Source organism: Paenibacillus sp. OK076 (genome assembly GCF_900110055.1).
Classification (GTDB): domain Bacteria; phylum Bacillota; class Bacilli; order Paenibacillales; family Paenibacillaceae; genus Paenibacillus.
Genome location: NZ_FOCH01000002.1, coordinates 527,773 through 554,133, shown reverse-complemented (window position 1 = coordinate 554,133; position 26,361 = coordinate 527,773). Strand labels below are relative to the sequence as shown.

Annotated in this window: 29 protein-coding genes; 12 read left to right on the top strand and 17 right to left on the bottom strand. The window is 47.9% G+C overall.

Going from position 1 to position 26,361, the window contains the following annotated elements; all coding sequences use genetic code 11:
* Positions 1 to 260 precede the first annotated feature (260 nt).
* The 5 genes from BMY78_RS21305 (at position 261) to BMY78_RS32925 (ending at position 3,064) form a co-directional block, all read left to right on the top strand.
* On the top strand, positions 261 to 590 hold the full coding sequence (locus tag BMY78_RS21305) for a PadR family transcriptional regulator (RefSeq protein ID WP_076287486.1): 330 nt from the start codon (positions 261 to 263) through the stop codon (positions 588 to 590).
* Entirely contained in the window at positions 583 to 1,176 is a 594-nt protein-coding gene (locus tag BMY78_RS21300) for an HAAS signaling domain-containing protein (protein ID WP_090903395.1), read from the top strand. The genes BMY78_RS21305 and BMY78_RS21300 overlap by 8 nt, the downstream gene beginning before the upstream one ends.
* A gap of 2 nt (positions 1,177 to 1,178) precedes the next feature.
* Positions 1,179 to 2,084, top strand: coding sequence for a DUF4097 family beta strand repeat-containing protein (locus BMY78_RS21295; protein WP_090903394.1), 906 nt, complete (start codon positions 1,179 to 1,181; stop codon positions 2,082 to 2,084).
* Positions 2,085 to 2,165: 81 nt separating this feature from the next.
* Positions 2,166 to 2,885, top strand: coding sequence for a 3-ketoacyl-ACP reductase (locus BMY78_RS21290; protein ID WP_090903393.1), 720 nt, complete (start codon positions 2,166 to 2,168; stop codon positions 2,883 to 2,885).
* 35 nt (positions 2,886 to 2,920) lie between these two features.
* Positions 2,921 to 3,064, top strand: coding sequence for a hypothetical protein (locus BMY78_RS32925; protein WP_177185830.1), 144 nt, complete (start codon positions 2,921 to 2,923; stop codon positions 3,062 to 3,064).
* A 42-nt stretch (positions 3,065 to 3,106) separates the two neighbouring features.
* Here BMY78_RS32925 and BMY78_RS21285 read toward each other — a convergent pair whose 3' ends face one another.
* Together BMY78_RS21285 and BMY78_RS21280 are read right to left on the bottom strand one after the other, a co-directional pair.
* Complete coding sequence (locus BMY78_RS21285; protein WP_090903392.1) at positions 3,107 to 3,655, bottom strand: helix-turn-helix domain-containing protein; 549 nt, start codon at positions 3,653 to 3,655, stop codon at positions 3,107 to 3,109.
* A gap of 71 nt (positions 3,656 to 3,726) precedes the next feature.
* Positions 3,727 to 4,092 (bottom strand): glyoxalase superfamily protein, encoded by a 366-nt coding sequence (locus BMY78_RS21280; protein ID WP_090903391.1) that lies wholly within the window; start codon positions 4,090 to 4,092, stop codon positions 3,727 to 3,729.
* A gap of 226 nt (positions 4,093 to 4,318) precedes the next feature.
* Between BMY78_RS21280 and BMY78_RS21275 the strand changes: the two genes are divergently transcribed.
* From BMY78_RS21275 to BMY78_RS21265, 3 genes are all read left to right on the top strand, one after another.
* A complete protein-coding gene (locus BMY78_RS21275) occupies positions 4,319 to 4,993 on the top strand; it encodes an alpha/beta hydrolase (protein ID WP_256222248.1) in 675 nt (224 codons plus the stop codon).
* Positions 4,993 to 5,763, top strand: coding sequence for a DODA-type extradiol aromatic ring-opening family dioxygenase (locus BMY78_RS21270; protein WP_090903389.1), 771 nt, complete (start codon positions 4,993 to 4,995; stop codon positions 5,761 to 5,763). Before BMY78_RS21275 ends, BMY78_RS21270 begins: the two co-directional genes overlap by 1 nt.
* A 199-nt stretch (positions 5,764 to 5,962) precedes the next feature.
* The gene (locus BMY78_RS21265; RefSeq protein ID WP_090903388.1) at positions 5,963 to 6,964 is read left to right on the top strand and encodes a cation diffusion facilitator family transporter; all 1,002 of its coding nucleotides are present in this window, start codon (positions 5,963 to 5,965) and stop codon (positions 6,962 to 6,964) included.
* A 91-nt stretch (positions 6,965 to 7,055) separates the two neighbouring features.
* Here BMY78_RS21265 and BMY78_RS21260 read toward each other — a convergent pair whose 3' ends face one another.
* Positions 7,056 to 7,688: an NAD(P)H-dependent oxidoreductase gene (locus BMY78_RS21260; protein WP_090903386.1), complete on the bottom strand. Its 633-nt coding sequence runs from the start codon at positions 7,686 to 7,688 to the stop codon at positions 7,056 to 7,058.
* Between the two features lie 134 nt (positions 7,689 to 7,822).
* Here BMY78_RS21260 and BMY78_RS33470 point away from each other — a divergent pair, with 134 nt between their 5' ends.
* The 3 genes from BMY78_RS33470 to BMY78_RS21250 all read left to right on the top strand — a co-directional run bounded on the left by BMY78_RS33470 (position 7,823) and on the right by BMY78_RS21250 (position 9,550).
* Positions 7,823 to 8,482, top strand: coding sequence for an AraC family transcriptional regulator ligand-binding domain-containing protein (locus BMY78_RS33470; RefSeq protein WP_256222247.1), 660 nt, complete (start codon positions 7,823 to 7,825; stop codon positions 8,480 to 8,482).
* Positions 8,466 to 8,864 carry a helix-turn-helix transcriptional regulator gene (locus BMY78_RS33465; RefSeq protein WP_256222246.1) on the top strand — a complete coding sequence of 133 codons (399 nt, stop codon included), beginning with the start codon at positions 8,466 to 8,468 and terminating at the stop codon, positions 8,862 to 8,864. Before BMY78_RS33470 ends, BMY78_RS33465 begins: the two co-directional genes overlap by 17 nt.
* A gap of 185 nt (positions 8,865 to 9,049) precedes the next feature.
* Positions 9,050 to 9,550: an NfeD family protein gene (locus tag BMY78_RS21250; protein WP_076287481.1), complete on the top strand. Its 501-nt coding sequence runs from the start codon at positions 9,050 to 9,052 to the stop codon at positions 9,548 to 9,550.
* A 617-nt stretch (positions 9,551 to 10,167) separates the two neighbouring features.
* On the opposite strand, the gene BMY78_RS21245 is transcribed toward BMY78_RS21250, so the two are convergent.
* From BMY78_RS21245 to BMY78_RS21230, 4 genes are read right to left on the bottom strand one after another with little or no spacing between them, the layout of a single operon-like run.
* Positions 10,168 to 11,241, bottom strand: coding sequence for an ABC transporter substrate-binding protein (locus BMY78_RS21245; protein ID WP_090903384.1), 1,074 nt, complete (start codon positions 11,239 to 11,241; stop codon positions 10,168 to 10,170).
* Positions 11,238 to 12,044, bottom strand: coding sequence for an ABC transporter permease (locus BMY78_RS21240; protein ID WP_064641797.1), 807 nt, complete (start codon positions 12,042 to 12,044; stop codon positions 11,238 to 11,240). The genes BMY78_RS21245 and BMY78_RS21240 overlap by 4 nt, the downstream gene beginning before the upstream one ends.
* Entirely contained in the window at positions 12,019 to 12,852 is an 834-nt protein-coding gene (locus BMY78_RS21235) for an ABC transporter permease (RefSeq protein WP_090903382.1), read from the bottom strand. The genes BMY78_RS21240 and BMY78_RS21235 overlap by 26 nt, the downstream gene beginning before the upstream one ends.
* The gene (locus tag BMY78_RS21230) at positions 12,842 to 13,951 is read right to left on the bottom strand and encodes an ABC transporter ATP-binding protein (protein ID WP_079695543.1); all 1,110 of its coding nucleotides are present in this window, start codon (positions 13,949 to 13,951) and stop codon (positions 12,842 to 12,844) included. Before BMY78_RS21230 ends, BMY78_RS21235 begins: the two co-directional genes overlap by 11 nt.
* Positions 13,952 to 14,207: 256 nt before the next feature.
* Between BMY78_RS21230 and BMY78_RS21225 the strand changes: the two genes are divergently transcribed.
* The gene (locus tag BMY78_RS21225; protein WP_090903380.1) at positions 14,208 to 15,479 is read left to right on the top strand and encodes an MFS transporter; all 1,272 of its coding nucleotides are present in this window, start codon (positions 14,208 to 14,210) and stop codon (positions 15,477 to 15,479) included.
* A 37-nt stretch (positions 15,480 to 15,516) separates the two neighbouring features.
* Here BMY78_RS21225 and BMY78_RS21220 read toward each other — a convergent pair whose 3' ends face one another.
* The 10 genes from BMY78_RS21220 to BMY78_RS21175 all read right to left on the bottom strand — a co-directional run bounded on the left by BMY78_RS21220 (position 15,517) and on the right by BMY78_RS21175 (position 26,232).
* Positions 15,517 to 15,984, bottom strand: a complete 468-nt coding sequence (locus BMY78_RS21220) for an NUDIX hydrolase (protein WP_090903379.1) — start codon at positions 15,982 to 15,984, stop codon at positions 15,517 to 15,519.
* A 146-nt stretch (positions 15,985 to 16,130) separates the two neighbouring features.
* On the bottom strand, positions 16,131 to 17,336 hold the full coding sequence (locus tag BMY78_RS21215; protein ID WP_090903377.1) for a nitric oxide synthase oxygenase: 1,206 nt from the start codon (positions 17,334 to 17,336) through the stop codon (positions 16,131 to 16,133).
* A 129-nt stretch (positions 17,337 to 17,465) separates the two neighbouring features.
* Positions 17,466 to 17,945 (bottom strand): Dps family protein, encoded by a 480-nt coding sequence (locus BMY78_RS21210; RefSeq protein WP_090903376.1) that lies wholly within the window; start codon positions 17,943 to 17,945, stop codon positions 17,466 to 17,468.
* 340 nt (positions 17,946 to 18,285) lie between these two features.
* Positions 18,286 to 19,023, bottom strand: coding sequence for an HAD family hydrolase (locus BMY78_RS21205; protein ID WP_090903374.1), 738 nt, complete (start codon positions 19,021 to 19,023; stop codon positions 18,286 to 18,288).
* Positions 19,024 to 19,264: 241 nt separating this feature from the next.
* Positions 19,265 to 21,022 (bottom strand): adenine deaminase, encoded by a 1,758-nt coding sequence (locus tag BMY78_RS21200; protein WP_090903372.1) that lies wholly within the window; start codon positions 21,020 to 21,022, stop codon positions 19,265 to 19,267.
* A gap of 120 nt (positions 21,023 to 21,142) precedes the next feature.
* Positions 21,143 to 22,201 carry an ABC transporter ATP-binding protein gene (locus BMY78_RS21195; RefSeq protein WP_063567191.1) on the bottom strand — a complete coding sequence of 353 codons (1,059 nt, stop codon included), beginning with the start codon at positions 22,199 to 22,201 and terminating at the stop codon, positions 21,143 to 21,145.
* A gap of 18 nt (positions 22,202 to 22,219) precedes the next feature.
* Positions 22,220 to 23,011, bottom strand: a complete 792-nt coding sequence (locus tag BMY78_RS21190; protein WP_024632851.1) for an ABC transporter permease — start codon at positions 23,009 to 23,011, stop codon at positions 22,220 to 22,222.
* Between the two features lie 4 nt (positions 23,012 to 23,015).
* Positions 23,016 to 23,834, bottom strand: a complete 819-nt coding sequence (locus BMY78_RS21185; RefSeq protein WP_090903370.1) for an ABC transporter permease — start codon at positions 23,832 to 23,834, stop codon at positions 23,016 to 23,018.
* Between the two features lie 282 nt (positions 23,835 to 24,116).
* Positions 24,117 to 25,055, bottom strand: a complete 939-nt coding sequence (locus tag BMY78_RS21180) for a nucleoside hydrolase (RefSeq protein WP_090903369.1) — start codon at positions 25,053 to 25,055, stop codon at positions 24,117 to 24,119.
* Between the two features lie 106 nt (positions 25,056 to 25,161).
* Entirely contained in the window at positions 25,162 to 26,232 is a 1,071-nt protein-coding gene (locus BMY78_RS21175; RefSeq protein ID WP_090903635.1) for an ABC transporter substrate-binding protein, read from the bottom strand.
* Positions 26,233 to 26,361 lie beyond the last annotated feature (129 nt).

Below are 26,361 nucleotides of genomic sequence, written 5' to 3'. Positions count from 1 at the left end.
CATCAGCGTATATCTTCATCCCATAGACCCGAATCGGAATCCGTCTGCAGACGGAAGTAATCGATTCGGGTTTTGCGTATGCTGATCTATAGGTAAATTAGCGAGACAACGAAATGAGTCCAACTTAGCGGGACATCGTGATATGGAACTATTTTAAAATCACTACCTTGCATTAAACAGTACCGGATGCTATGATGAATTCACGACTACTGAACAATACACACTAGTGATTGGATAGGGAGCAACAAGGAGGAACCCAAGTGAATGTTAATATTCAATTCAAAAAAGGGGTGCTGGAACTATGCGTCCTCGTGCTGATCAACCGCCAGGATCGTTACGGCTACGAACTGGCTCAGGCTGTATCCCAGCATATTGAAGTGGCGGAAGGTGCGCTGTATCCCCTTTTGCGAAGGTTGGTCAATGACGGCTATTGTACGACTTACCTGCAGGAATCCAGTGAAGGCCCACCACGTAAGTATTACAAACTGTCTGATACCGGACGGGACTATATGAAGACTCTCACGAATGAATGGAATAGTTTTGTGCGCAATGTCGCAAATCTTATAGAGGAAGGTACCCCCAATGAATAGACAACAATTCATGCAGGCAATGGAGATTCATCTAAGACCGATGGACCCGCTGGAACGGGCCGAATTGCTCGCTGATTATGAACAGCATTTTGAGATGGGATTAAGAGAAGGAAGACCGGCAGAAGAGATTGCACGGGAACTGGGGCATCCGATCGAGATTGCCAAAGAAGCGTTAGGTGATCGGTATGATGCACATACGCCTGGATCCGATCCGTTCTATGCGCCAACATTCGAAGAAATGCGTTCACAGCAAAAGAAGGGAAATCGAGCTGCACGCAACTTCTTCACAGCCATCGGACTTTTTTTCCTGAACATCATATTGGCCATTCCGCTAGGATTGACTCTGTGGTCGGTATGGCTCACCATTGCCAGTTTATCGCTGCTGGTATTAGCCCCGGTTGCTGCTGCTGTGGATTTCTTATATTTCGGCCATTTCGAGTATTCTGAATTGTTCGTTTCGATTGGAGTATTCGGTATAGGCATTCTATTCGCCATTGCGACAAAATCGGTGTTTAAATCCTTTAAGTCAATCACTCTTCAGTATATAAGATGGAATCAAAAGACGATGAAAGGGGATGATGTCTAGTCATGAGCACCAAAAAATGGATCGCTTTAGCCATACTATGTATCGGCATCGGTTTGCTCGGAACCTCCATTTACGGAGTTCAGTTCGGAGACAAGAGAGAACCTTACTCCAAACGTTGGGAATTCAAAAATGATGAGCTGCACAATATCATGATGAATGCCAACTTAAGCGCAGATATTGAATTCGTTGTCAGTCCGGATTCCAATGGCTACATTGAAGTCGACGGAAAGTGGGATCCGGCCGTAATTGAAGGTTTTAAACAGGCTTCGATCAAGGATGGAACCTTTACGTTAAACCAGGAAGCGCGTTTGCGTTTGCAATTTTTCACCCTTTATTGGAATAATCAGCAGCAAACGATCACAGTTGCGCTACCTGAAGGACATCAGCTGGATGAAGTTAATATCACCTCTTCTTCCAGCGATCTGGATCTGAAGGGTCTGCATGCCAATACCTTGGACCTTAATAATACGTCTGGAAGCATTCACCTTCAGGATATTACCGTACCAACCATTCAACTCGATCTAACTTCAGGAGACATTAAAGCAGCGGCAATTGCGGGAGATATGGAAGTCAAACAAACTTCCGGAAGTTTCACGCTGAATGGCATTGATGGCGATGTGACCCGAAGTGTACAGTCGGGAGATACCAATATTACGCAATTGAACGGTGCAGCAAATGTTAAGTTCACTTCCGGCAGTGTGAAGATTGAGCAGGAAGTTTCCGGTCCTATTGATGTATCGGGACAGTCAGGAGATATTTCCATACAGGCGGCGCCTGATTTTGACGGCATTTACGATGCACAGGCCATTTCTGGTGATGTAAATATACCTGATTCCCCCATGGTAAGCCGGGATGTCATCAAAGCTCGCACTACCTCAGGCAGCATCAAAATCAAACAATCTTCATAAATCATGATGAAGCAAATATTCGAACTGTGGGTAATATAGTATAATTAAATGCTAGTCCAATTCTAAGGAGGAGTTACCCACATGGAACTTAAAAATAAAACGGCCGTCATCACTGGCGCCGGTAAAGGTATTGGCCGTGCCATTGCTGAAGCACTTGCCAAGGAAGGTGTACATCTCGGACTGATCGCTCGGACGGCCTCCGATCTGGAGGCTCTCCAGCAATCGCTGAGCCAGGAATATGGTGTAAAAGTAACCAGTGCCATAGCGGACATTTCCGATCGTACGCAGGCTGAAGCAGCCGTAGCTGCAATCGAGATGGAGCTTGGCGCAGTCGACATTCTGATCAACAATGCAGGCATTGCAAGCTTCGGCACACTGCTGGACATGGACCCGGAAGAGTGGGAACGTATTCTTCATGTGAATGTCATGGGTACATACTATGTAACTCGTGCTGTACTGCCAAGCATGATTAAGGAAAGCAGCGGCAGCATTATCAACATCGCCTCCACCGCAGGCGAGCGTGGATTTGCTACAGGCTCAGCTTACTGTGCTTCCAAATTCGCACTGCTCGGCATGACCGAATCCCTGATGCAGGAAGTGCGCAAATCCAATATCCGGGTTACTGCGTTAACACCAAGTACAGTGAACACGGAGCTGGCAACCAATGCCGGACTCAAAGTTGGTGACGAAGACCGTATGATGCAAGCAGAAGACGTAGCTGAACTGGCTTTGGCGACGCTCAAGCTGTCGGACCGTGTATTTGTTAAAGCCGCAGGCATCTGGACAACTAATCCACAGTAGGTAGGATCAGTCATACCATATATAGAGAACAATGAATGACGGAAGCAACCATTTCTAATGATGCACTCCGTCGCCATCCGGCCGCCCGAGAAACCTCTGGGCGGCCTTTTACATATTCGGCAGCCGCCATCGTGTCCCGAATACGATTCATTACGCTGATTCTCTATCCTTACGATTAATGCAGCGTTACTTCTCTCATTCTCCATTCAATTATCATCTTCTTATGCGTTCCACAAATGGTCCAAATCCAACTCCTTGGACACGGCGATCAGCACTACCGCCGGCTCATCCCCAATATTGGTTACTTCGTGGGGAACGATGGCATTCCAGCTGAATGAATCCCCCGCTTCCAGAATCTCTACATCCTCACACTGCTCTGCGCGAATTCGGCCTTGCAGAACCAGATGGCTCTCTTCTCCGGCGTGCTTATTAACTCCAGTCGATGCACCTGCTGGCAGCTCCACAATGGACATGCGCATGGCGCCCTTGGCCGTTAGATGCTGTACTTTGATCTGCCCACTTCCGGCAGTCGTCTCCTTGCGCTCATCCTTGCGCACCACGTTCATCCGCTGCTCCGGTGACAGCAGCAAGTATGGCAGTGGCACTTCCAGATAATCCGCGATACTTTCGAGTGTCGCGATGGACGGTGATGTTTTATTATTTTCCACGTTGCTGATAAATCCCTTGGACAGCCCCGTACCCTCACACAATTGCATGATGGTGATCTGTTTTTGTTTGCGGATCGTACGAATGGCTAGACCAATATCCATGCTGCAATCTCCCCCTTTTTGATCTGTATATCCGATCTGTATATCCCGAACTGAATATTCATTACTTCATCTTATTCTGCGTTAGGTTCATAAAAAACAATCCGGTTGCCAAATGGATCAATCACTGTCATTTCCCTTAGATTCCACGGCGTGTCGGTAATGCCAGGTCTGGAATGCTTGTACTTTTTCCGATTAAGCTCCTCACATAATGGATCGAGCGCGTCCGTTTCTATTCGTAAAGCCGCTCCAGGTGTACAATCGCCATGATGTCCGGATAGATGCAATTGAATGGAGTCCAGAGATACCTGCATATATAGCGGCAAATCTGGCTCAAACCGATGTTCCCAATCCAATCGAAAACCTAGATATTCCAGGTAGAACTCTTTAGCCTTGTCTTCATCAAATATCCTCAGAATAGGTACGATTCCGCTGACCATAATTATCACGTCCTTGGGAGTAATATGTGGATTCCTTTGGCGATCCGCCTGATACATCGTTATCGAGCATTATAGAATTCGTATACGGAACATATTTTCATAATACAAAAAAAATATTGACCCTACAATGGAATCATGATAAATTTTGTTCATATATAAGAATATTAATTTCATATTAGTGAACTTTATTTTGATTATACCTATTTCTTATCAGGTGGTGTTTGCATTGAATTATTCAATGACTTACGAGGTTCGGCTTCCTTCCGATTACAATACAGAACAACAATATCCCGTTATCTTTGCCCTGCATGGTATGGGTTCGGATGAACAGGATATGCTTCGTTTAATGGAGCCTCTTCAGTCCGATTTTATTATCGTCGCCGTACGTGGGCCTATTGTTCAGGGGAGCGGCTACGCCTATTTTCAAATTAAAAGCATTGGCAATCCCGTCCGTGAGTTGTTCGACGCCTCTGTTCAGGGACTGCAGCAGCTAATGGTTGACCTTTCCGCCAAATATGCCATTGATCCCGCACGGCGTTACATCGCCGGATTCAGTCAAGGAGCCATTATGGCGATGACGCTTTCGCTGATCATGGGTGATGCAATCAAGGGAATTGTAGCCATGAGTGGTTACATTCCGCAATTTGTAAAAGACGAATACAAGATACAGCCCAACTTGGAGTTATCAGTATTTATATCGCATGGCGATCAGGATCATCTCTTCCCGCTGCAACTTGGCGAAGATAACGCCAGCTTTTTCCGTGAACAGACCACTAACGTTACGTACGTTCCATATCACGGTGGACACCAAGTCACCCCCGACTTATATCAACAATTTCAACAATGGCTTCGGACGGATGCCAAGCTGACTGCCGAAGACCCGAAAGGACTGAATTCATAATGATGCCATCCCTGTTTATCGCTCACGGTGCACCATCACTCGCACTGGAGGAAAATGCCTACACTGAGTTTCTGCAACAACTTGGACAGGAACTGCCGAAACCCAAAGCGATCGTATTGTTCTCTGCTCACTGGGAATCTACAACTCAATTGGTTTCTTCAGTAGCCAATTACGAGACCATCTATGATTTCGGCGGCTTCCAGCCCGAGCTGTATCAGATCAAATATCCTGCTCAGGGACGCGAAGAGACAACAGCGGAAATCCAGCGCCTGTTCGCAGATGCTGGTATTCCGGTAGAAAGTGACTCCGTTCGTGGTTTGGACCACGGTGCATGGGTCGTCCTCCGTCTACTCTATCCGAATGCGGACGTTCCGGTCGTTGCTTTATCCGTGAATCGTTATCTTTCCAATGAACAGCAATATCAGGTAGGACAAGCGCTGGCTACTTTGCGTGAGCAGGATGTTCTCGTCATTGGCAGTGGAGGAACGGTACACAACCTGCGTCAGTTAAACTGGGAAAGCGCAGGCGTTGACCCTTGGGCGATGGCGTTTGACAACTGGCTGCAAGACAAGCTGGTAAGCTGGGATACGACGTCCCTCTTCGCATATGATAAACTGGCACCATCAGCCCAAGCAGCCGTGCCTACGCCAGAGCATTTTGTACCATTGCTGCTCGCCATGGGTGCGGGAGATCAGAACAAGAAGGCATCGCTCCTGTTTAAAGCCTATCAGTATGGTAACCTGAGCCTGTCATGCTGGAAATTTGATTGATCGATTGATATAACACCTTATATAAAAATAACCAGACACTCGTGCGAACTCGCACGGGTGTTTTTAGTGATATGACCTTTTTTGCATAATGCTGGGAGTTGTAAAGCAAGCTATAATAACATTTAGTGGAAATGACCAAGCTGTAATTAAGGAATACTCTTTCTACACCTATCACATCTTTCTGGGAGGAACATTCGAAGTGGCTGAACAACCAAAGTCTGAGAGCTTAATGTCTCTCGTCAAAAAGGGAAACACATCCTCGGCCGTAGCGATGGCAGGAAATGCTGTACTTGCACTGTGCAAAGGAGGAGCCTTTCTATTCAGTGGCAGTGGCGCCATGTTCGCCTCGGCGATGCACTCTTTGGCCGATGCCATCAACCAAGGGTTTGTCTTTGTCGGGAGTGTGTTGTCCGAGAAAAAACCTACACGCCGCTTTCCGACCGGATTCGGGCGAGTCATCAACATTTTCTGTATGATTGCCGTTATCGTTGTTACCATTATGGCGTATGAAACGATTCATGAAGGGATTCATCTACTACTGCATCCGGCTGCTCATTCTGGCGGTATCTGGATTAACATCGGCGTGCTGGTGCTTAACATTGTGATCGATGGAGCCATTTTGATCAAAGCGATGAAAGAGATTCTACACGAAGCACGCGCGCCCAAGGCGTCAGGCCTGGCCCTGTTCCCTGCCGCGATCAAAAATGTAGGACGCGCCGCACCGCCAACACGCCTTGTATTTTACGAAGATATTGTAGCGGTACTCGGTGCAACACTCGCTCTGATCTCTGTCGTTGTCATTGCACTGACGAACTTTGCATTGCTCGATGGAATCGTGACGACGATCATTGGATGTCTGATGATTGCTGTCGCTTTCCGTGTTGGTTATGACAATATGATCGGACTGATTGGTGTAGCAGCACCACAGGATGTTGAGGATAAAGTATCCCAGACCATTCTGGCGGACACTCATGTTGCAGATATCCAGATGATGCGCATTATTCAGGAAGGTCGTTATTACCACGTCGAGGGTCTGATTGAACTGACCAAAGGACTGAGTCTTGCCGATGCAGATGATATCAAGTTCCGTATCCAGGAAAAGTTAATGACAGATCCGGACATCGCCGATGCAGTCATCTCGATTATCGAAGATGATGGCGTTAACAGCTGGGGCAAGAAGCATTCGGATGCGGTGAAATAGGGTATTACCCTGTTTTCATAATATAAAAAGGCCCACTCTTTGCGGAGTGGGCTTCTTTACATAGCAAACTACATGGCTGCTAAAGCTTGCGCTAAACTTGTTGGTTGGAATTCACTGACTGACTATCACGGGCTATGTTTCTGCCACCCTGCTTCATGCCCATCTCCATCATTTTATTCAGCCATTTCAGACGGAATGCCTCAGTGGAGCCTTTAATTGGACTAACCTCAGTTACACGTACTGGGGAGATCCCGCAGAATTTGAGAACATTGGATTTCATGACCCGGTGCCCTGCATGTCTGTAAATGAATCGATTGTACAAGCGTGGTGTGTCCATGGTCACAATGATATGGGCAGACCTTCCTTTCAGCAATTTGTCCCACAGAGGCGAGTTCTCCCGATCTTTCATCGCGAAGCCAGGCAAAAATACCCGATCAATAAACCCTTTCAAAATAGCGGGCATCACACCCCACCATGTCGGATATACAAACACCAGATGGTCCGCCCATCGAATCAATTCCTGAGCTCTCACCAAATCAGGTTCCAATTCTGTCCGCTGACGGTAGCCGTACTGAAGATTGAGATTAAACTGAATATGGCTCAGGTCGATCAGTTCCACAGAACTGCCTGATTTCCGTGCTCCTTGTACATAGGCTTCCGATAGTGCTTTGCAGTAACTTTGCGGATCAGGATGGCCATTAATCACCAGAATATTTGATTTCATACATCTGTTCCTCCTGTATAATCATATTCATGAAGGCTGAAGAAGCTGGCATATCACAAGCATAGAATGAACGCATACATAAACAAATGATCAACGGCGCCGAAACATTGCTGATTCGCGCAAAAGGGGGTAGCATGAACAACCATAATCACGGTGTGTCCATTTCCATGTTGTATCCGATTATGAAGACGCTGGTGAACAAAGGGTACGAATCCGAAGCGTTTTTCGAGTACGTCAGCTTAGATCCTGCTATGATGCAGAATCCGGAAGCCCGTATTCCAGTTGAAGAGTTAGAACGTATTATGCAGTATGCTGCGAGATACTCGGATGATCTGTATTTTGGATTGAACCAGGGACAACTGCTGGACTTCGCGGACCTGGGACTTCCCGGTTACGTCATGATGCATTCCAAGACGATTGGAGATGCACTCGCTGCTTATCAACGATATAACATCATTCTATATAGTGGATTTAATCTCGATTGGGAAGTAGCCGGAACGGATTTGATCCTTCAATTGTCTTTGCAACATTCGGAGAAGCAGATGTCCCGTCATTGTGTGGAAGATATGGCTGTCTCAATGGTGTATTTGATCAGCAAACTGGCGAATCGCCGGGTGGAGTTAAAAGAGGTACAGTCATCAAGCCCCTGCTGCTTCAGGCGATCTGTCTCCTTATGTTGGCATGTTCGGAATAGAGCCGCGATTCGAGGCTACCCGTACACTCCTGCGAATGCACAAAGACATTCTGGATCAGCCCGTATTATATTCGGATGCAAGAATGCTGAAGGTCTTTGAAACCATGGCTCAGGAAAGCAAAGATGAGCTTCATTCATCTCAATCATTCTCTGACAAAGTAAGTCGGTGGATGATGGAGAGCCTACCAACCTTCTTTCCCACATTACAACACACCGCAGAGTATCTGGGCGTGAGCATTCGCACACTTCAGAGCAGATTGCGTGAAGAAGATACAACGTTTCATGAGATATCTGTTCAGGTACGCAAGGAAATGGCATTGCGATATTTGCAGAAAGGAACCTATTCCGTGGGGGATATTGCGTATGCCTTACATTTTTCGGAGCAAAGCGCGTTTCAGAATGCCTTCAAAAAGTGGACCGGACAGACGCCCGGGCAATACCGTTTGAGCCTCAAGCAGCCCATGCAGCCCGTGGCTGAATAATTACGACTTCAATCCTTCTAAGGGGAATATGGATTACATGTTTTGAACCTAGACTAAAGTCTAGGTTCACTTTAACTCCAAAGACCGAGGATACCCATTTGCGGTTCATGGTATGCTGTGAATAACGAGAATACATACTCCATGATTGTTCGGGAATTGATCTTGTATTGAAAAGGAGAGATATCATGGCTAAACGCACCATCCTTGCGCCTGTGCTTATTTTGCTCGGCGTGTACCTGATTTTGAACCAGGGAGGTTCACTTGGTCCGGGTACAATCTTCGCCACGTTCTGGCCCACCCTATTTGTAATTCCACTGGGGCTATTCTTCCACTGGCTGTATTTCTCCATGATTGGACGAGGGATTGGATTGCTGGTGCCCGGTGGCATCTTGCTTACGGCAGGTATTGTCAGCCAGATCGCCATGCTCTTCGGTAACTGGAGCACGATGTGGCCTGGCTTCATTCTTGCGGTAGCAGTAGGTTTGTTTGAACTGTATTGGTTCGGTGGCCGTAACAAATGGTTGCTGATTCCGATCAACATTCTGACGGTTATCTCATTGTTATTCTTCTCCGTGATGTCGATTGGCACGATGCTGAACAGCCTGTCCTTTGTCCAGCCGTTCGTGGCCATTGTGCTGATTATGGGCGGGGCATGGATCATTGTGGGTCGCAAAAAGCGCATGTAAATCTTATGTCGTTTACACTTGACCACTGCGGTGACAGAACAACTTCGGATCGCTGTTATCCCCAGATTTTTTTGAATCCCATCTAGAATGGGAAAATCCGGGGATAAGCGTATGCTTTCGAAGTAGCTTTCTTTCAGAAAGCTTTTAGGCGAACGCTTCGCTTCCTTCGTTTGTTCTGTCCCCTCCGTTAACGTGTACACGAAAAAAAATTTGACATGTGCTTTTGCTCTGAGGCAGGGTAAAAAAATATAGGGGTGCAGCTCGTCATTCAATTGAAATGACGAGCTGCACCCCTATTTATTCTAACGATCTTTACACACGCTATTGGTGATTATTTACTCCCATTTGAGTTTTAACGAATCAGAGAGACGCTATTCTTTGTAAATAGCAGTTTATTGCCGTTTGACACCTGTTTTATGGAAAATAGCTTCGCTGAAGTTCGTTAGCATTCGTAACCCTCGGAAATCAGCCCAATAAAGTGCGGTAGATTCGTCAGCGCTTTGAGCCGAGAGAACAGTCACTTCCGGGACTCTATGCAGGTACTTGTTGGCAGTCTATCCGTTCAAAATATAGCCATGTATCTGGCATTTTGACAAACACCTTCCTTGCCGTACCGCTTACTTGCTATGCATTTTAAATTCGAGGAACAAATCGTTATAATGCGAGAGCATTTTTTTGCCCAGATTATCGTAGACCTCAAGTTTACCCGTCAGTGTCTCATCTGGATAGAATCGCTCATCCTCGGAAATATCCTCTGGCAGCAGCTTCAATGCCTTGGCGTTCGGTGTAGAGTACCCGACATATTCAGCATTACGAGCCGCATGATCCGGGTCCAGCATGAAGTTGATAAACTGATGAGCGCCTTCAATATTACTGGCAGTCTTCGGAATAACCATGTTATCGAACCAAAGGTTTGAGCCTTCCTCCGGAACCACGTAATCCAGCTTGTCGTTCTCATCCATAATTTCTGACGCATCCCCCGACCATACAAGTCCAACAGCCGCTTCCTCGTTTGCCAGCAGCATCTTGATCTCGTCCCCGACAATCGCTCTAACGTTAGGCGTCAGGGTGGACAGTTTCTTCAAAGCCTCCTGCAGATGATCTTCGTTCGTATCGTTCAGCGAATACCCGAGGCTGTTCAGCCCCATACCGATGACTTCACGTGCACCGTCGAGCAGCAAGATTTGATTTTTCAAACGTGGATCCCACAGGTCGTTCCAGCTCTCAAATGTTAACCCATCGACCAGTTCAGGATTGTACACAATACCCACCGTTCCCCAGAAGTAAGGGATGGAGTACTTGTTGCCCTCATCAAAGGACAGGTCCATGAACCGGGAGTCGATGTTGCTCAGATTGGGCAGCTTGCTGTGATCCAGCGGAATGAGCAGGTTTTCCTCTTTCATTTTGCTAATCGCATACTCGGAAGGAATCGCTACATCAAACGTCGTTCCGCCCTGCTCAATCTTGGTTAACATCGCTTCGTTCGAATCAAACGTCTGGTAGATCACCTTGATGCCAGTCTCTTGCTCAAATTCCTTCAGCAAATCGGGGTCGATATAATCGCCCCAGTTGTAGATCGTCAGCGTGTTGCCGCCGGAATATCCCTGACTCTTGTTCAGATACGAAGCGAGAATCATCAAGGCAAAGGCAGCCACAAATACAATTGCAAATGTCCGAACCAGTTGCTTCATGGACGCAGCCCCCTTCCCGCAGGCGTACGCGCGGCACGGCGGTTAATGAAGTAATACCCAACCACCAGCAGCACTGTCAGCAGGAACAGCAGGGTCGACAGCGCATTGATGGACAGTGACACGCCCTGCCTTGCTCTAGAGTAAATCTCCACAGAGAGCGTGGAGTATCCGTTACCCGTGACAAAGAATGTTACCGCGAAGTCATCCAGCGAGTACGTCAAAGCCATGAAGAATCCGGCAAAAATGCCTGGTTTAACGTATGGAAGCACCACACGAGTCAGGATCTGCCATGATCCAGCACCCAGATCGCGTGCCGCATCCATTAAGGTCGGGCTCATCTCCTGAAGCTTTGGCAGTACCATAATGACGACAATCGGCACGCTGAATGCGATATGTGACAATAATACCGAAGTGAATCCGAGCTTGATGCCAATCATGGTGAACAGAATCAGAAAGGACGCACCGATGATGACATCCGGACTAACGATCAGCACGTTATTGAGTGACAACAGCGTATTCTTGGTCCGTTTGCGCCGCACATGATAGATCGCCAGTGCCCCTGCCACACCAAGCATCGTCGAGATCGCCGAGGACAAGAGCGCAATAATAAACGTATTGAGTACAATGATCAGCAGCCGGGTATCGGCAAATACTTCCCTGTACCATTCCAATGTAAATCCTTCGAAGCCGCGCATATGACCGCCACTGTTGAAGGAATAGAAGATCAGATACGCAATCGGTGCGTACAGGATGGCGAATACAACGGCCAGATAGACGTTAGACAGCTTTCCGTTTCTTCCCATTACGCACCTCCTTCTTGCCTGATCCGGTCAGGAACATAATGATCGCCATCGCAATAATCAAAAAGACGGCAATGGTCGAACCCATCCCCCAGTCCTGGGTGACGAGAAAATGCTGCTCAATCGCTGTTCCCAGCGTAATTACCCGGTTCCCCGCAATAAGGCGGGTAATCATGAACAAGGATAGCGCCGGAATAAATACGGCCTGACAGCCGGATTTCACTCCGCTGAGCGTCAACGGGAAGATAACCCGGCGGAACGTCAGCCATGACGATGCCCCGAGATCCCGTGCTGCATAGATCAGCGACGGATTCATCTCTTCCAGCGCGTTGAAGATCGGCAGGATCATAAACGGAATGAAGATGTACACCGAGACAAAGATAAAGCTAAAATCGGTGAACAAAATCTGTTGTGTGCCAATGCCCACCACTTCAAGCAGGGAATTGGTCAAGCCATACGTGCCGAACAGGCCGATAAAGGCGTACGCTTTTAACAACAGATTGATCCAGCTTGGCAAAATAATAAGCAGCAGCCACAGCTGCTTGTGCTTTGTACGAGTCAGTAAATACGCCGTCGGATACGAGACCAACAGCGAGAACACTGTGATCAGAAATGCATACCAGAACGAGCTCAGGGTCATCTGCATGTACACAGGTGTAAAGAACCGAGCGTAGTTACCCAACGTGAAATGGCCCTCCACATCGAAGAACGAGTAATACACCACCAGCAGAACCGGAGCAACTACAAACAACACCATCCATAATACATATGGAATCAGATACGCATTGCGTGTACTCGCCTTAGTCTGCATGAACGGCCTCTTGGTAGGCTTCCAGACGTTTATCGAACTCTTCTTCCGTCTCGTTAAAGCGCATGACGTGAATGGCTTCCGGGTCAAAATACAGTCCAATCCGAGCGCCTACGACGGCTTTCTTGGTGGAATGCACCAACCACTCATTACCCGCATCATCGTATGTGGATATCTCGTAGTGCACCCCACGGAACAGCTGAGAGTCCACGTTGACCTGCATCTTGCCCTGCTCCTCGGTTGTAATCTCCATATCCTCTGGACGAATCACAATCTCCACAGGCTCGTCCCGCTGCAAACCCTGATCGACACATTCGTACTCTGCGCCAGCGAATTCCACCACAAAGTCCTGCTTCATTTTGCCGGATACAATGTTCGATTCACCAATAAAGTCCGCCACAAAACGGTTGATCGGCTCATCATAGATATCATTCGGTGTACCGCTTTGTTGAATGACGCCGCCGTTCAGGACAAAGATCTCATCCGACATCGCCAAGGCTTCTTCCTGATCATGCGTGACAAAAATAAACGTAATGCCGAGCCGTTGTTGCAGCTCACGCAGTTCATACTGCATTTCGGTCCGCAGCTTCAGATCGAGCGCCGAGAGCGGCTCGTCCAGCAGCAAAATCTCGGGTTCATTCACAATCGCCCGCGCAATGGCGACACGCTGCCGTTGTCCGCCGGACATCTCGCCAATTTCACGGTTTTCATAACCGGAGAGATTGACGAACTTGAGTGCTTCCAGCACTTTGCCGCGAATTTCAGCGGTTTTCATTTTTTTGATCCGCAAACCAAAAGCTACGTTCTCAAATACGTTCAAATGTGGAAATAACGCGTAATCCTGAAATACAGTATTCACCTGCCGCTGGTGAGCCGGCACTTGGTTAATCAGTGCACCGTTAAAATAAATACTGCCCTGTGTCGGCTCCGCAAAGCCGGCGATCAGGCGCAATATCGTTGTTTTCCCGCAGCCTGACGGGCCGAGTAGCGTATAAAATTTACCCCGCTCAATCTCGAAGCTGACTTCCTTCAATACGGCTTCATCCTGATCGTATTGCTGGGTCACCCGGTCGAACCGGATAATCGGTTGTTGTTCTGACATGCTTCATTTCGCCCCCTTTAAACTTGAGGTATACGTTGAGCCTGTACACTTCTTTTCATGCATGCTTCATTACAAATCCCATCTATTATATATGATTCAGCTATATCCGCAATGGTTTTGATGTAAACGCCATGTGTTATTTCTTCTTATTCTCACAAATACAGCATACATTACGGGTATATGTCGATATCTACGCATCCATGTAGAGCGATTTCATGAGGATTTCGGATCAAGTCATGTGAGAGGAGGCCTGTTGGTGGATATCCGCCGTAACCTGCCTTTGCTGATGATCATTTGTTTTCTGAGTCAGATGGGCGGTTTCATGATCCTGCCTCTGTTCCCTCTGTTTATTGAGGAATTCGGCCTGTCCGGCTGGATGATGGGGGTTATTTTTGCACTCTTTTATGTGGGCAAAGTGATTGGCGGGGTGCCCGCTGCGGCACTCTATCGGAAAATTGGGGGCAAGCGGGCACTTATTGCCATGCTGCTGCTGCTCGCTGTTTGTATGGGCGGTTTCGCGGTATCTTCTGCCGCGTTAGTATTCGGCCTGCTGCGGCTGCTGCAAGGGCTCGCTTCTACCGGACTTACGGTCGTCGTACGTTCCATCATTGGGGATGAGGGGAACGTCGACAACCGGGGGCTGTACAACGGTTATATCAGCAGCAGTGAAGGCGGGGGCATGGTGCTGGGTCCAGTCATCAGCGGTTGGATCTCATTGCATTGGCCTTTATCGGTGCCTTTTTTACTCGTTACCGTGTGCTGCCTGATGGCTGTGGTTGCAGCAATGGGGATGAAGACAGCAGCAAAGCCCAATCCTGTATCTGAAAATGTGGCGGACGGCCACGACTTAAGCAAGTCTCCAACGGATGCTAAACCAACGCAAACGCCTGCCGACTATACAGTTTCTCCAGTAAACACTACTCTTAGCCCAATCACTCCTGAACCGTCCACCGGACTTACCCGGCGGCAGCAACTGATTGGCTACGGTACGGTTCATTTCCTGGAGATGAGCGCTTATGCCGTGTTTCTGACTTATTTTGCGTTGTATGCGGCTCATATCATGCACTGGGACCCGTTTGCGATCAGTCTTGCCTTTACCGTCGTTGGTATCTCTACACTCGCGGCTGCTCCGGTAGCCGGTTACCTGTCTGATCGGATGGGTGATCGTCTGCTGCTCTGCATGTTTGGCATGCTGATGATTGGCATCGAAGTGGTCGTTTTTATGAGCACATCTTCGTATGTGCTGGTTTACGTGGGCATGCTGATCGGCGGCGTAGGCGGTGCATGTTACATGGATTCGTTCTTTGCTCATATCGGGGATCATATCCCGGACGAGGGTAGGAGCTCCGTCATAGGCAAAATTGTCTCTGCGGCAGAGATCGGTTCCATCGTATCCCCTCTGGTGGCTGCTCTGCTTGTAGAGCGTGGATCGCTGTATACCGTGTTTGTGTTCAATCTGCTTCTGATTGCTGCTGCCATTGCCGTTCAGGCTGTGATGCGCAGCCGTTACAGATCGAAACGAGTGTAGACGCACAAGACTGCCCACATCAGTGGGCAGCCTCCAATCATTTTTTACCCAATAGCGCTGCGATATGTAGTGCATTATCTTCGATTTTACTTTTCAAATAAGGGTCTGTGTTCTCAGGCAATTCCGTCGGCTTGTAAAACTTTGCTTCTAGAACTTCCACTCCATCGGGCTTCAGCTCGCCTTCAAACTCCGTGCAAATATAACCAATGACCACATTATAATATTCATGTCCGTTTCTTAATTTCGTATATAACTCTTTCCCCGAAAAGACGCCGTATAGCTCAAGTTTCTTGATCTGTATTCCAATTTCTTCTTTGACCTCTCGTCTCGCCGACTCTTCCACCGATTCGCCCAACTCCATAAATCCACCCGGTACTCCCCAGGTATGATCCACATGTCGAACCAACAAAATTTTACCCGATTTATTCAAAATCAAAATACTCGGTCTCACCAGAATAACCGGTGCATTGCCAACCATTTCTCGAAGCGATTCAATATAGCCCATAGCTAACCCTCCTATACTAAGTCATGACCCTCATTATAGAAGTTCAATTAATTTCCATATAGAGAAAGAATATTCAGCTTTATTTCCTATTTTAGAGCCTGTGCTTTGATGAAAAAACAGCAAAAAAAAAAAAAACCGCTCGCACCTCAGTGTGCAAACGGGCATTTCATTGGTGAATTCTCAGGCTGGGGCTGATGATCCCCCTCAGGTTGTTGTTTTCCCCCGTCCATCCGTTCAGCTTCCGTTTTCTCTGTATCCAGTGTGTAGGAATGATCTCCATAGAAAAAGTTAGGCTTCACAATCTCATTGCGATAGGAACTGTGGAAAATATGCGTCGTTGCCGGAGACACCGGCGGAATCAGCCAGACCCAATCACCTGTCAGTTCACGCCCGGCCTTCTCTTCTCGCTGCTCAAACAGAGCAAATTGCGCTGCCGCCGTGTGATGATCCACAATGCTGACGCCTGCCTTCTTGAACGAATGAAGCACAGCTACATTCAGCTCTACCAGAGCCCGATCCTTCCAAAGTGTCGTTTCACTCGACGTATTCAGACCAAGTGCTGCCGCTACCGCTGGTAGTTTATTATACCGAAACGTATCCGCCAGATTGCGTGCGCCAATCTCAGTCCCCATATACCAGCCGTTGAATGGTGCTGCCGGATAGGATATGCCACCAATCTCCAGCCGCATATCGGCAATCATCGGCACACCGTACCAGCGCATGCCCAGTTCGGCAATTTCTGGACGTTCCGGATGTTCAATCCTCACTTCCACGATGTCTTCCTCGGGCACAGGATACCACTCGGGAGCTTGTCCCTGAGCCTGGATAATCAATGGAAGCACATCATAAGGCGTACCTTCCCCCTGCCAGCCAAGCGACATTGCTGTCTTCGTGAGCTCAACGGATGCAGGGTCACCTACAATGCCTTCCGTCGTCTCATATCCGGCATAACGGATCAACTGGTGATTCCAGATTCGCACGGGGGCTCCATTCGGTCCATCAGGTGGAAGGATCGTAATCATGGGAATAATCTTCCCTTTGTTGGAGGCCGCTCTGATGTGCGTCATCACAGCATCCGCTGCCGTTCCAACCGTATCTGCATGACGTGCATCAACGATGCGCAGTTTATCCCAGAATAGCCGCCCGATGCAGCGATTGCTGTTCCGCCATGCCATTTTACAGCCATGCTCCAATTCATCCGCAGTATGCACATATGTGCCTGTGTGCTCAATCTCGTTCAAAACGGCAACAAGCCGGGCCTGCGCGTCTTCACGCGAATGGCCCAGCTCTTCATAACATCTATATATAAACCGTTCAGCTTCTTCCCGCAGTTCATCCAGGTCTGTCCGCATTATTCACTCCACCAATCTATACATCTTGAATGCCATCATTATACGGCAAGCACACCGGATTTGTAAGCGAACGGGCACTTTGTTCACGGACTCTACATATCGTTTGTTCAGGATGCATGCTAACTTTGCTTATTTGCCCAGAAATGCGTTTAACATCCAGACCTCTTTATCCAATGCAGCAGTAAATCCAATCAGCATATCTTCGGTCGCATGATCCTCAGCTTCGCCTGCTGCTTGAATACCCTGGTTAATTACACCCACCATCGCTTGCAGATCAGCAACTACGGTTTCTACCATTCCTTCAGCCGACAACTGTCCCTGTGCTTCCTTAACAGGTGACAACCGCAGTTGCTCAGCCATCGTTGCGACCGGACGTCCACCAATGGCCAACAAACGTTCTGCGGCTTCGTCCATATTCGCCGTAGCCAAGTTATACAACTCTTCGAATTTGGCATGCAGTGTGAAGAAATGAGGACCTTTCACATACCAGTGGAAGTGGTGCAGTTTGGTGTACAGTACAGACCAACCTGCGATCTGGCGGTTCAGGACCTCTTGAAGTTCAGTGACATGGTTTGCAAAAGTATTATTTCTAGTTTGGATTGTGCTCATGGAATTTATCCCCTCTCGAATACGATATAGTTTTGATTTTGATAACGTAATTTAACTTGGTTCCATTTATTTAATTTAGACTTAATCTAAATCTTGTTTTAATTATAACACTGCCCTTATCCTTTGTGAAGGCTTTAGCCTACTCTTTCGAATGAAGATTCCATGAAGCTACGCTTCATGTTTGGCTTGGGTAGGAAGACCATTTTAAACACCTTTACACACAGTATCTATACCTCGATTTTCACCTTTGTACAATAACAATCCTCACGTCGTATATAACAAAAAACAGCCCTAATCCTCATGGAGGGTCAGGACTGCACCAACGCACATAGCGTACGCTTTATTGTTGAATCAACTCGGATGTAAGGATACGGCTTACCTCTTCATAACTGCGCGCTACATGATGTGGCTGATGCTCTGATTCTGGCAAAGCACCACGATGGTTGAACCAGATCACTTTCCATCCGGCATCCACTGCACCGACAACATCATTGCGCCAGGAATCGCCGATGTAATAACTGGAACCGGAATCCGATCCCGTCTGCCTGCTTACATGCTCAAATAATCTGCGATCCGGCTTGGCGTAACCAAGGGTACCCGATATGAAGATCCGTTCCTTGGGAATAAGGCTGAATACATCCAGCGCTTCGAGCTTCCGCTGCTGATGTTTTCCTTCTCCGTTGGTGATTAATCCTACCCTATGCCCTTCTGCAAGAAGTCTTCGGATAAGTTCATATACTCCATCAAAGGGCTGAATCTGAAACTGTCTACTCAAATACTGTACTTGCAGTTCTTCAGCCTGCCCCTGTTGTAGGTGATATCCAAATTCCGCCATAGTCAGCTCAAATCTGCGATGTCGCATCCGTTCCACCGCTTCCGGTTCGGGTACAGCAGACAAGTCTTCTTGGGCAGACAGCCAGTCGCTATAATAACGGAAGCGATGGTATGCCTGATCATACGGAAAATCATCTGATAAACCAAGAACCTCCTGTAGTGCTCCTTTCAACGGTTGCAAGTGGTCATACAGGGTATCGTCTACATCGAAAAAGATGGCTTTTGTTTTATTTAATTTTTTCATAAATGCTACTTATCCTCCTGGCGTTGGCTCCGAACATTCTCTTCTTACTATATATGTATTCATTTGCTTCGTCCAAATAATGAATCACTTCCAATTCCTCTCTGTTTGATCCTGCACAAAAAAAACACCCCGTCTCACAACATGATGATAGTGAGATGGGGTGTCACCAATTTTTTAATTTAACATTAATTCACGATCAACAATCTAATTGGAGATACATCACAAAATGTGTGTATTCGAATTAAAGTATCAACGGAACAACCTTGCCTGCATTCACATCAATCAGGCCGTGATCGGTAATTTTCAGAGCCGGACTTACCGCAAGGGAATGGGTACTGATGGACATGATCGGGTTATAGTGCACGTAACCAAGAGACAACATCGCTGCACGGAGTTCTTTTACTTGGTGTGACACCACCGCCAGCGGTTCCTCCGTCAAAATGCCACCCACAGGAAGTTCGAGATGGGACAACACTTTCCCGTCTTCCACCACACAGAACCCACCCTGACTCGAAATCACCGTGTTAGCTGCCAAGATCATATCTTCACGATTGCGCCCTACGACCAATAGGTTGTGGTTATCATGTGAATATGTTGTCGCAATGGCACCTCGCTTGATCGTGTCTCCACCAATCAATCCATGTGCCCGATTACCATTCACTCCATAACGTTCAAAGGTCGCAATCTGTCCATATTCGCTCTCTTCCCAGAGCAGTTCACCATTCGCAGCCTGGACCTGTGCAATATGCTCTTCCACAAAGGTTGAACCATCCTTCACCATCATAACCCGGCAGTTGTTTAAACCATTTTCAGATAACTGTGCGTCTGAGTCTGATGCTACACTTTGCCCATTCACCTTCGGATCAGACAAACGGATTGCAAAATCCTCGGCTCCCAGCAGATCCAATTGTACGCTCTTGTAAAAGTGAGGTGGGAACTGTCCACTAATTCGGTCCTGCTTGTACGGTTCGTAGTCGTCATAAGCTTTACGGCCATTTTTGTATACCTGCTCTACTGCAAGTGTATCTAAGTTGGACAGCAGCACATAGTCCGCCACTTTGCCTGGGGCAATGCTACCGCGATCGGTCATTTTCATCCGGGATGCAGGGGTTGAGGTTGCAGCGTAAATCGCATCTTCCGGGCGCATACCCATCCGAATGGCCTTACGCATGATATGATCCAGATGTCCCCGTTCCACCAGCGAATCCGGCATAACATCGTCCGTTACGAAGCAGAAATGCTGAGCGACATCATGCTGGATCAGGTATTCCATGACTTCTGGCGTCATCGATTTTTCCTGAATTTCAATGAACATACCGGCCGCAATTCGCGCCTGCAAGCCCTCAATGCTCTGATGTGTATGATCCGAATCGATGCCCGCATAGATCAGTCGGTGCAGATCAAGCCCAAGCAATTTCGGTGTATGACCTTCGATCACAAGATCTGGATAGTTTTTGCGAATATGCTGGAGAATCTGATTGGTCTTGCATTCCGGATCACGGATGACGTCCACATAGTTCATGATCTCACCGAGACAGATGATCTCTCCAGTAGCGAGCAGCACATCCATGTCTTCGATTTCGATTGAACCACCTGTTGTTTCCATCGGTGTCGCCGGAACGGAGCTTGGGATAGCGTAGAACATGTCCACCGTTGTCTCACGACTTGCAGACATCATCTCCTGCACACCTTCCAGCCCAAACACATTGGCCATCTCATGCGGTTCCGCCACAATGGACGTTACTCCGCAGCGGATCAGGCCATGGGAAAAGGTTGTCGGTGTCACCATCGTACTCTCAATGTGCAGATGAATATCAATAAGGCCCGGAATCATGTAACGTCCGCGTGCATCAATCACTTCATCGGCTTCAATCATCTCCGGTCCGCCTGGACCAACATACATAAATCTACCGTCCAGTACAGCCACGTTGTTCATTTCGAATCGTTTATAATAACTGTTATACACATGTACATTCTTAATTAGTTGATCTGCACGCATGGGGCATAATCTCCTTCTTCATGAGCATTTTACAGCGATCCAGAGCAGCATTTACAACTTGCCTTAATGCTCTGGATTCAGCTGATAAAATGCCTCTTTTGCTGCTTCTGCTTCCTGCTGCTATTCCACAAGGACAAGTTTATCCTGCGGGAAAATCAGATTAACCCGCTGTCCGCTGAGATAAGGTGTCTCCATCTCCTGATTGGCTGTGAAGTCGCCAAGTTCTGTCTCAATGACGTACTGATAACTGCGTCCAAGGTACGTGCTTACTTTGATAATCCCTGGCAAAGCATTTGCCATGTCCCCGGAGGTATCTCCACTAACCATCAGATCATCCGGGCGAATCGCACCTTTGCGTGCACCGGGACGTGCTGTTCCGGGATGCGCTGTTGCCGTGAACAAACGACCACCCGCTTTCAGCGTGATCACCTCTCCTGCATCACTGCGCTCTGCGAATTCAATAAAATTGTGGAAGCCGATAAATTGGGCTACAAATTCCGTGGCCGGGTATTTAAAAATGGTTTCCGGACGGTCGAGCTGCTCGACTACGCCTTTGTTCATAATCGCTACCTGATCCGAGATGGAGAAGCACTCCTCCTGATCATGAGAGACATACAGCGTCGTGATGCCCAGCTCCTGCTGAATCCGGCGGATCTCCACCCGCATGTTCAGCCGCAGGTTGGCATCCAGGTTACTGAGTGGTTCATCGAACAACAGCAAATCCGGTTCAATGACGAGTGCGCGGGCAATCGCCACACGCTGACGCTGTCCACCCGACAGTTCCTGCGGGAAGCGTTTCTCGAAGCCGTTCAGGTTCACCACTTCAAGGATGCGCATTACACGTGAAGAAATATCCTTATCTTTTACCTTGCGCATCCGCAGGCCGAAGGCCACGTTGTCATAGACAGACAGATGCGGGAACAACGCATAACTCTGAAATACAAATCCAAAATTCCGCTTGTTTACCGGAACCTTCGTGTAATCCTTGCCGCCGAACATAAACTTGCCCTGTGTTGCTTCCAGGAATCCGGCGATGAGGCGCAGCGTAGTTGTTTTACCGCAACCGCTCGGTCCGAGCAGGGAGAGCAGCTTACCTTTTTCCAGCTCCAATTGAAAATCCTTCAGGATCGTCTGGTTATCGTAAGCCACCGATACGCGATCCAATGTCAGCAATGCCATAGCGTTCTGCGCCTCCAATTAACGTTTAGTAAAGTATGAGAATCCGCCCATGATCCGTTCGATCACGAACATTAAAAGTCCAGTCAATACCATCAAAAGCACGGAAATGGCTGCAATGGTTGGGTCAAAATAATTTTCTACATAGGTCAGCATCTGAATTGGCAATGTGCTTACCCCTGGTCCGGTCATAAACACGGAAATGTCCACGTTGTTGAACGACTCCAGAAAGGCAATCAGCACCGCCGCGAGAATCCCTGAGCGAATGTTAGGCAGCACGATCTGGAAGAACGTTCTAACCCGTCCTGCGCCGAGACTCAGGGCTGCTTCTTCTACCGCAAAGTCAAAGCTCGACAGACTCGATGCGATAACGCGAATGATAAATGGAAGCATAATAATCGTGTGACCGATTAGCAGACCTAGATACATCGGCAAATGATAGATCACGATCAGGTATTTCATCAATGTAAAACCAAGCACGATTCCCGGAATGAGTACCGGAGACAGGAACAATGCATTCAGCACCGACTTGCCTTTGAAATCATAACGACTAAGTGCGTACGCAGCCGGAACCCCGAGCAACAGCGCCAACAAGTTTCCCAGTAGGGAAATGATGATGGACGTCTGGAACGTGCGGAGGAAACCGCCTGTGTTGAAAATATTCTCGTACCAGCGGAGGGAGAAGCCCTCCGGCGGAAATTTGAGTACCGTCCCCGGTTCAAACGAAGTCACCGAGATGATCAGAAGCGGGCCCAGCAGAAAGATAAAGACCAGCAGACTGAACAGGCCCAGCCCGATATGTTTCTCCCGCATATGTCTACCCCTTCGGATTTAAAGTTTTGGCCATTTTGTTCATGACACCGACCACGACAAACGTAATGACAATCATAATCGCAGCAACGACCGAGGCCAGATACCAGTCGTTCAGGGTCATGGCGTTCTGATAGAGGAACGTCGCAATTACGCGCTGTTTGCCTCCCAATAGTGCAGGCGTCGTATAAGCCGTCAGGCTTCCGACAAAAACAAGTACGGCTCCGATCACAAGCCCTGGCACAGCCAGCGGGAACACCACCCGGCGGAATGCCGTAAAGCGGGATGCACCGAGGCTCTGCGCTGCCTTAAGCAGATCACCATCGATGTTCTCAAGCACACCGACCAGGGAAATGATCATGAGCGGCAGGAACAGATGGGTCAAACCAATCATCATGGCTGCCGGCGTATACAGAATATCCAGCGGCTTGTCCACGATACCAAGCCCAACGAGGGCGTTGTTTATCAGCCCTTTGCGTCCGAGAATAATCATCCAGCTAAACGAGCGCACAACCGGGCTCGTCAGCAGCGGGAAGATGGCCAGCGCGAGCAAAATGCCTTTGCGGCGCGGCGCTTTCCGTGAAATATAATAAGCTGTCGGGAATCCGAGCACCACGCAGACGATGGTGGTGACCACGCTGACCTGCAGCGTCGTAAGCAATATTTTCAAAAAGTAAGGGTCTCTGAAAAAATGCATGTATCCTTCAAACGTGAAGGAGTTTTCCTGAAAAAACGTCGATCCGATCGTCAGGACAATCGGAATGATCATAAATGCCGCCAAAAACACAAATCCCGGCAGCAATAGCCAGTATACTGATTTCTTCATCGCGGTACTCCTGACTTATAAAATGGTTTTATTCACACGTTTCATTGGAGCACATTTCAAAATAAATGCTACACGTTAGTCGCACCAGCCGTTACGGTTACGAATCGTTCTTTCGATCGCTGTTATCCTTGGATTTTCTTGATCTCCTTCTGTTTAGAAGGAAAAATCCAAGGATAAAGGCGAACGCTTCGCTTCTACAGAATCGATTTCGTCCCCTCCACTACCAGCGAAATACGTAAGGATTGATTTTTAGACTGTACCCCAATGCCGTGAAGATCATAGCTACGCATTTAATGCGTTAATAAACAGTTCAAGGAATGCTTCGGCATCTACCGTTTCGCATACCAATGTGTTGGGTTGTTCGCCCAAACGGTTTTGGAAGTCACATACCATCTGACCATCACACAGGCGGCTGGCCGTCTCTACATCGACGTAATACGATTTGCGTCCAACCAGTTCCGGGGCAAGAGCGACGCCTACTGCCAGCGGATCATGCAATGCGCAAGCGCGGACGCCGTTCATTTCTTCATACCGCTTGATGTAAATCTCTGTGCTCTGTGCCACGTAATCGCGCAATACTGGATCAGTCAATCGTCCGATGGCTTCTTCATTCAGCAGTGTTTGGCGGGTAACATCCAAGCCCACCTGCGTAAGCTTCTCGAAACCTGCATGTAATACAATGCGTGCGGCTTCGGGATCAGCGTACGTGTTGTACTCCGCAGTAGGTGTAATGTTGCCATGCCCACGAACGACACCACCCATGAAGATGACTTCCTTCAATAATGTAGGTAGTTCAGGACACTTCATTAAAGCCAGAGCCAGATTCGTTAACGGCGCGGTCATGATCAGTGTTAGTTCGCCTGGGTACAACTTCGCTTGTTCAACGATAAATTCCGGGGCAAAACCTTCATCCGCCTGCTTGGACGCGGCCGGATCAGGCAGCGCACCACCCAATCCGTCTTGTCCATGTACCCGGTGCTCATAGTGAGACTTGCGTGTGAGTGGCCCAGCCGCTCCGGCAATGACCGGAATGGAGGGTGCTCCCACCAGCTCGAGAATTTTGCATGTATTATCCGTTGCCTGCTGAAGTGATACGTTCCCGCAGACGGTGGTAATCCCGAGAATGTCCAGCTTCCGACTCTTGACGGCCAGCAAGATCGCCAGCGCGTCATCAATACCGGTATCCACATCCAGAATGATGCGATTTCCTGTTTCACTCATACATTCCCAACTCCTCTGCCGTTAAATGATTGCTTGCTGCAAATTTTTGTTTGTCGAGTACAATCATACCTGTCTCTAAACCTTATCGTTCTAACGATAATTAAGCTTATTGTGCAATCTCGCGGTTCCAACGATCTGTCCATGCTTTAGCCTGTTGATTCACAAATTCCATATCCAGCTTGTTCAGCTTGCCAACGACGTCAGCACCATACGTTACGCCTTCTGCTTCTTCGGCATTCAATTCAACCTTCGTATTTACCGGGGAATCCACTTTAGCTTTGGCAGATTTGCTTTGTACATCCTGGCTGAGCTGCCAGTTGATGAATTCTTCGGCGAGTTCTTTGTTCTTACTGCCTTTCACGACATTGATCGTATTCATGACGGCATACGCACCTTCGCTAGGCGTAACAAACTTCGCATTTGGCACTGCCGCTTTCAAATCTTTGAAGTACATTTCCATAATCGGTCCGCCAGCAATCTCTTCCTGGGAGAACATGTTCACGAATTCGGAGGTTTGCGTGTAAAATTTAACAACGTTGCTGCTTAATTTTTTCAGTTCCGCAAAAGCTGCATCTTCATTAAATGTTTCGTTTCCGGCTACACGTGAAGCTGCATCCAATACCATTGGGCCTGCTGTTGCCGTAATGTTCGGAATGGTCAGGTTACCCGCAAACGCTGGATCCCACAGATCAGCCCATGAAGTGACTTCTTTGTTAACGAGGTCTGGGTTATAAGCGATACCGAGCTGTCCAACCGTGTAGGCCGGGCCATAATCTTCACCAAGTGGTGCTTTGGCAATATCATAAATGTCATTTACATTTGGAATTTTGGAACGGTCGATTTTCTCAAACAGACCTTCATCGATACCTTGTTGTGCATAGTAATCGGACAAATAGATCACATCAACATTGGATGTACCTTGGCGGATTTTGTTCAGACGCTCAGCGTTGTTACCCACTTCAAGCACAATGTCTACATTATGTTCTTTTTCAAATGGACCAAATACTTCTTCATTAAAGAAATCTTCCGAGAATCCCCAAGTAGAGACGACCAGTTTGGTTGGCGCTGTGCCTCCGCTGCCTGATCCGCCTGTTGCGCTCTCTGTACTGCTGCCGCATCCTGCAAGTAATACCGATGTCATTGCCACTGCCGCCAAACCGCTAATCCACTTTTTCATCATGATCCTGATTCCCCCTGATATGTGTGATATTACAACCCAAACCATTAAGTTGAACTAGCTTGATATTCTCAACTAAAAATTTTACACAATAACGTAGAGGACAGAAGAAACCTGAAGTAGCGGAGC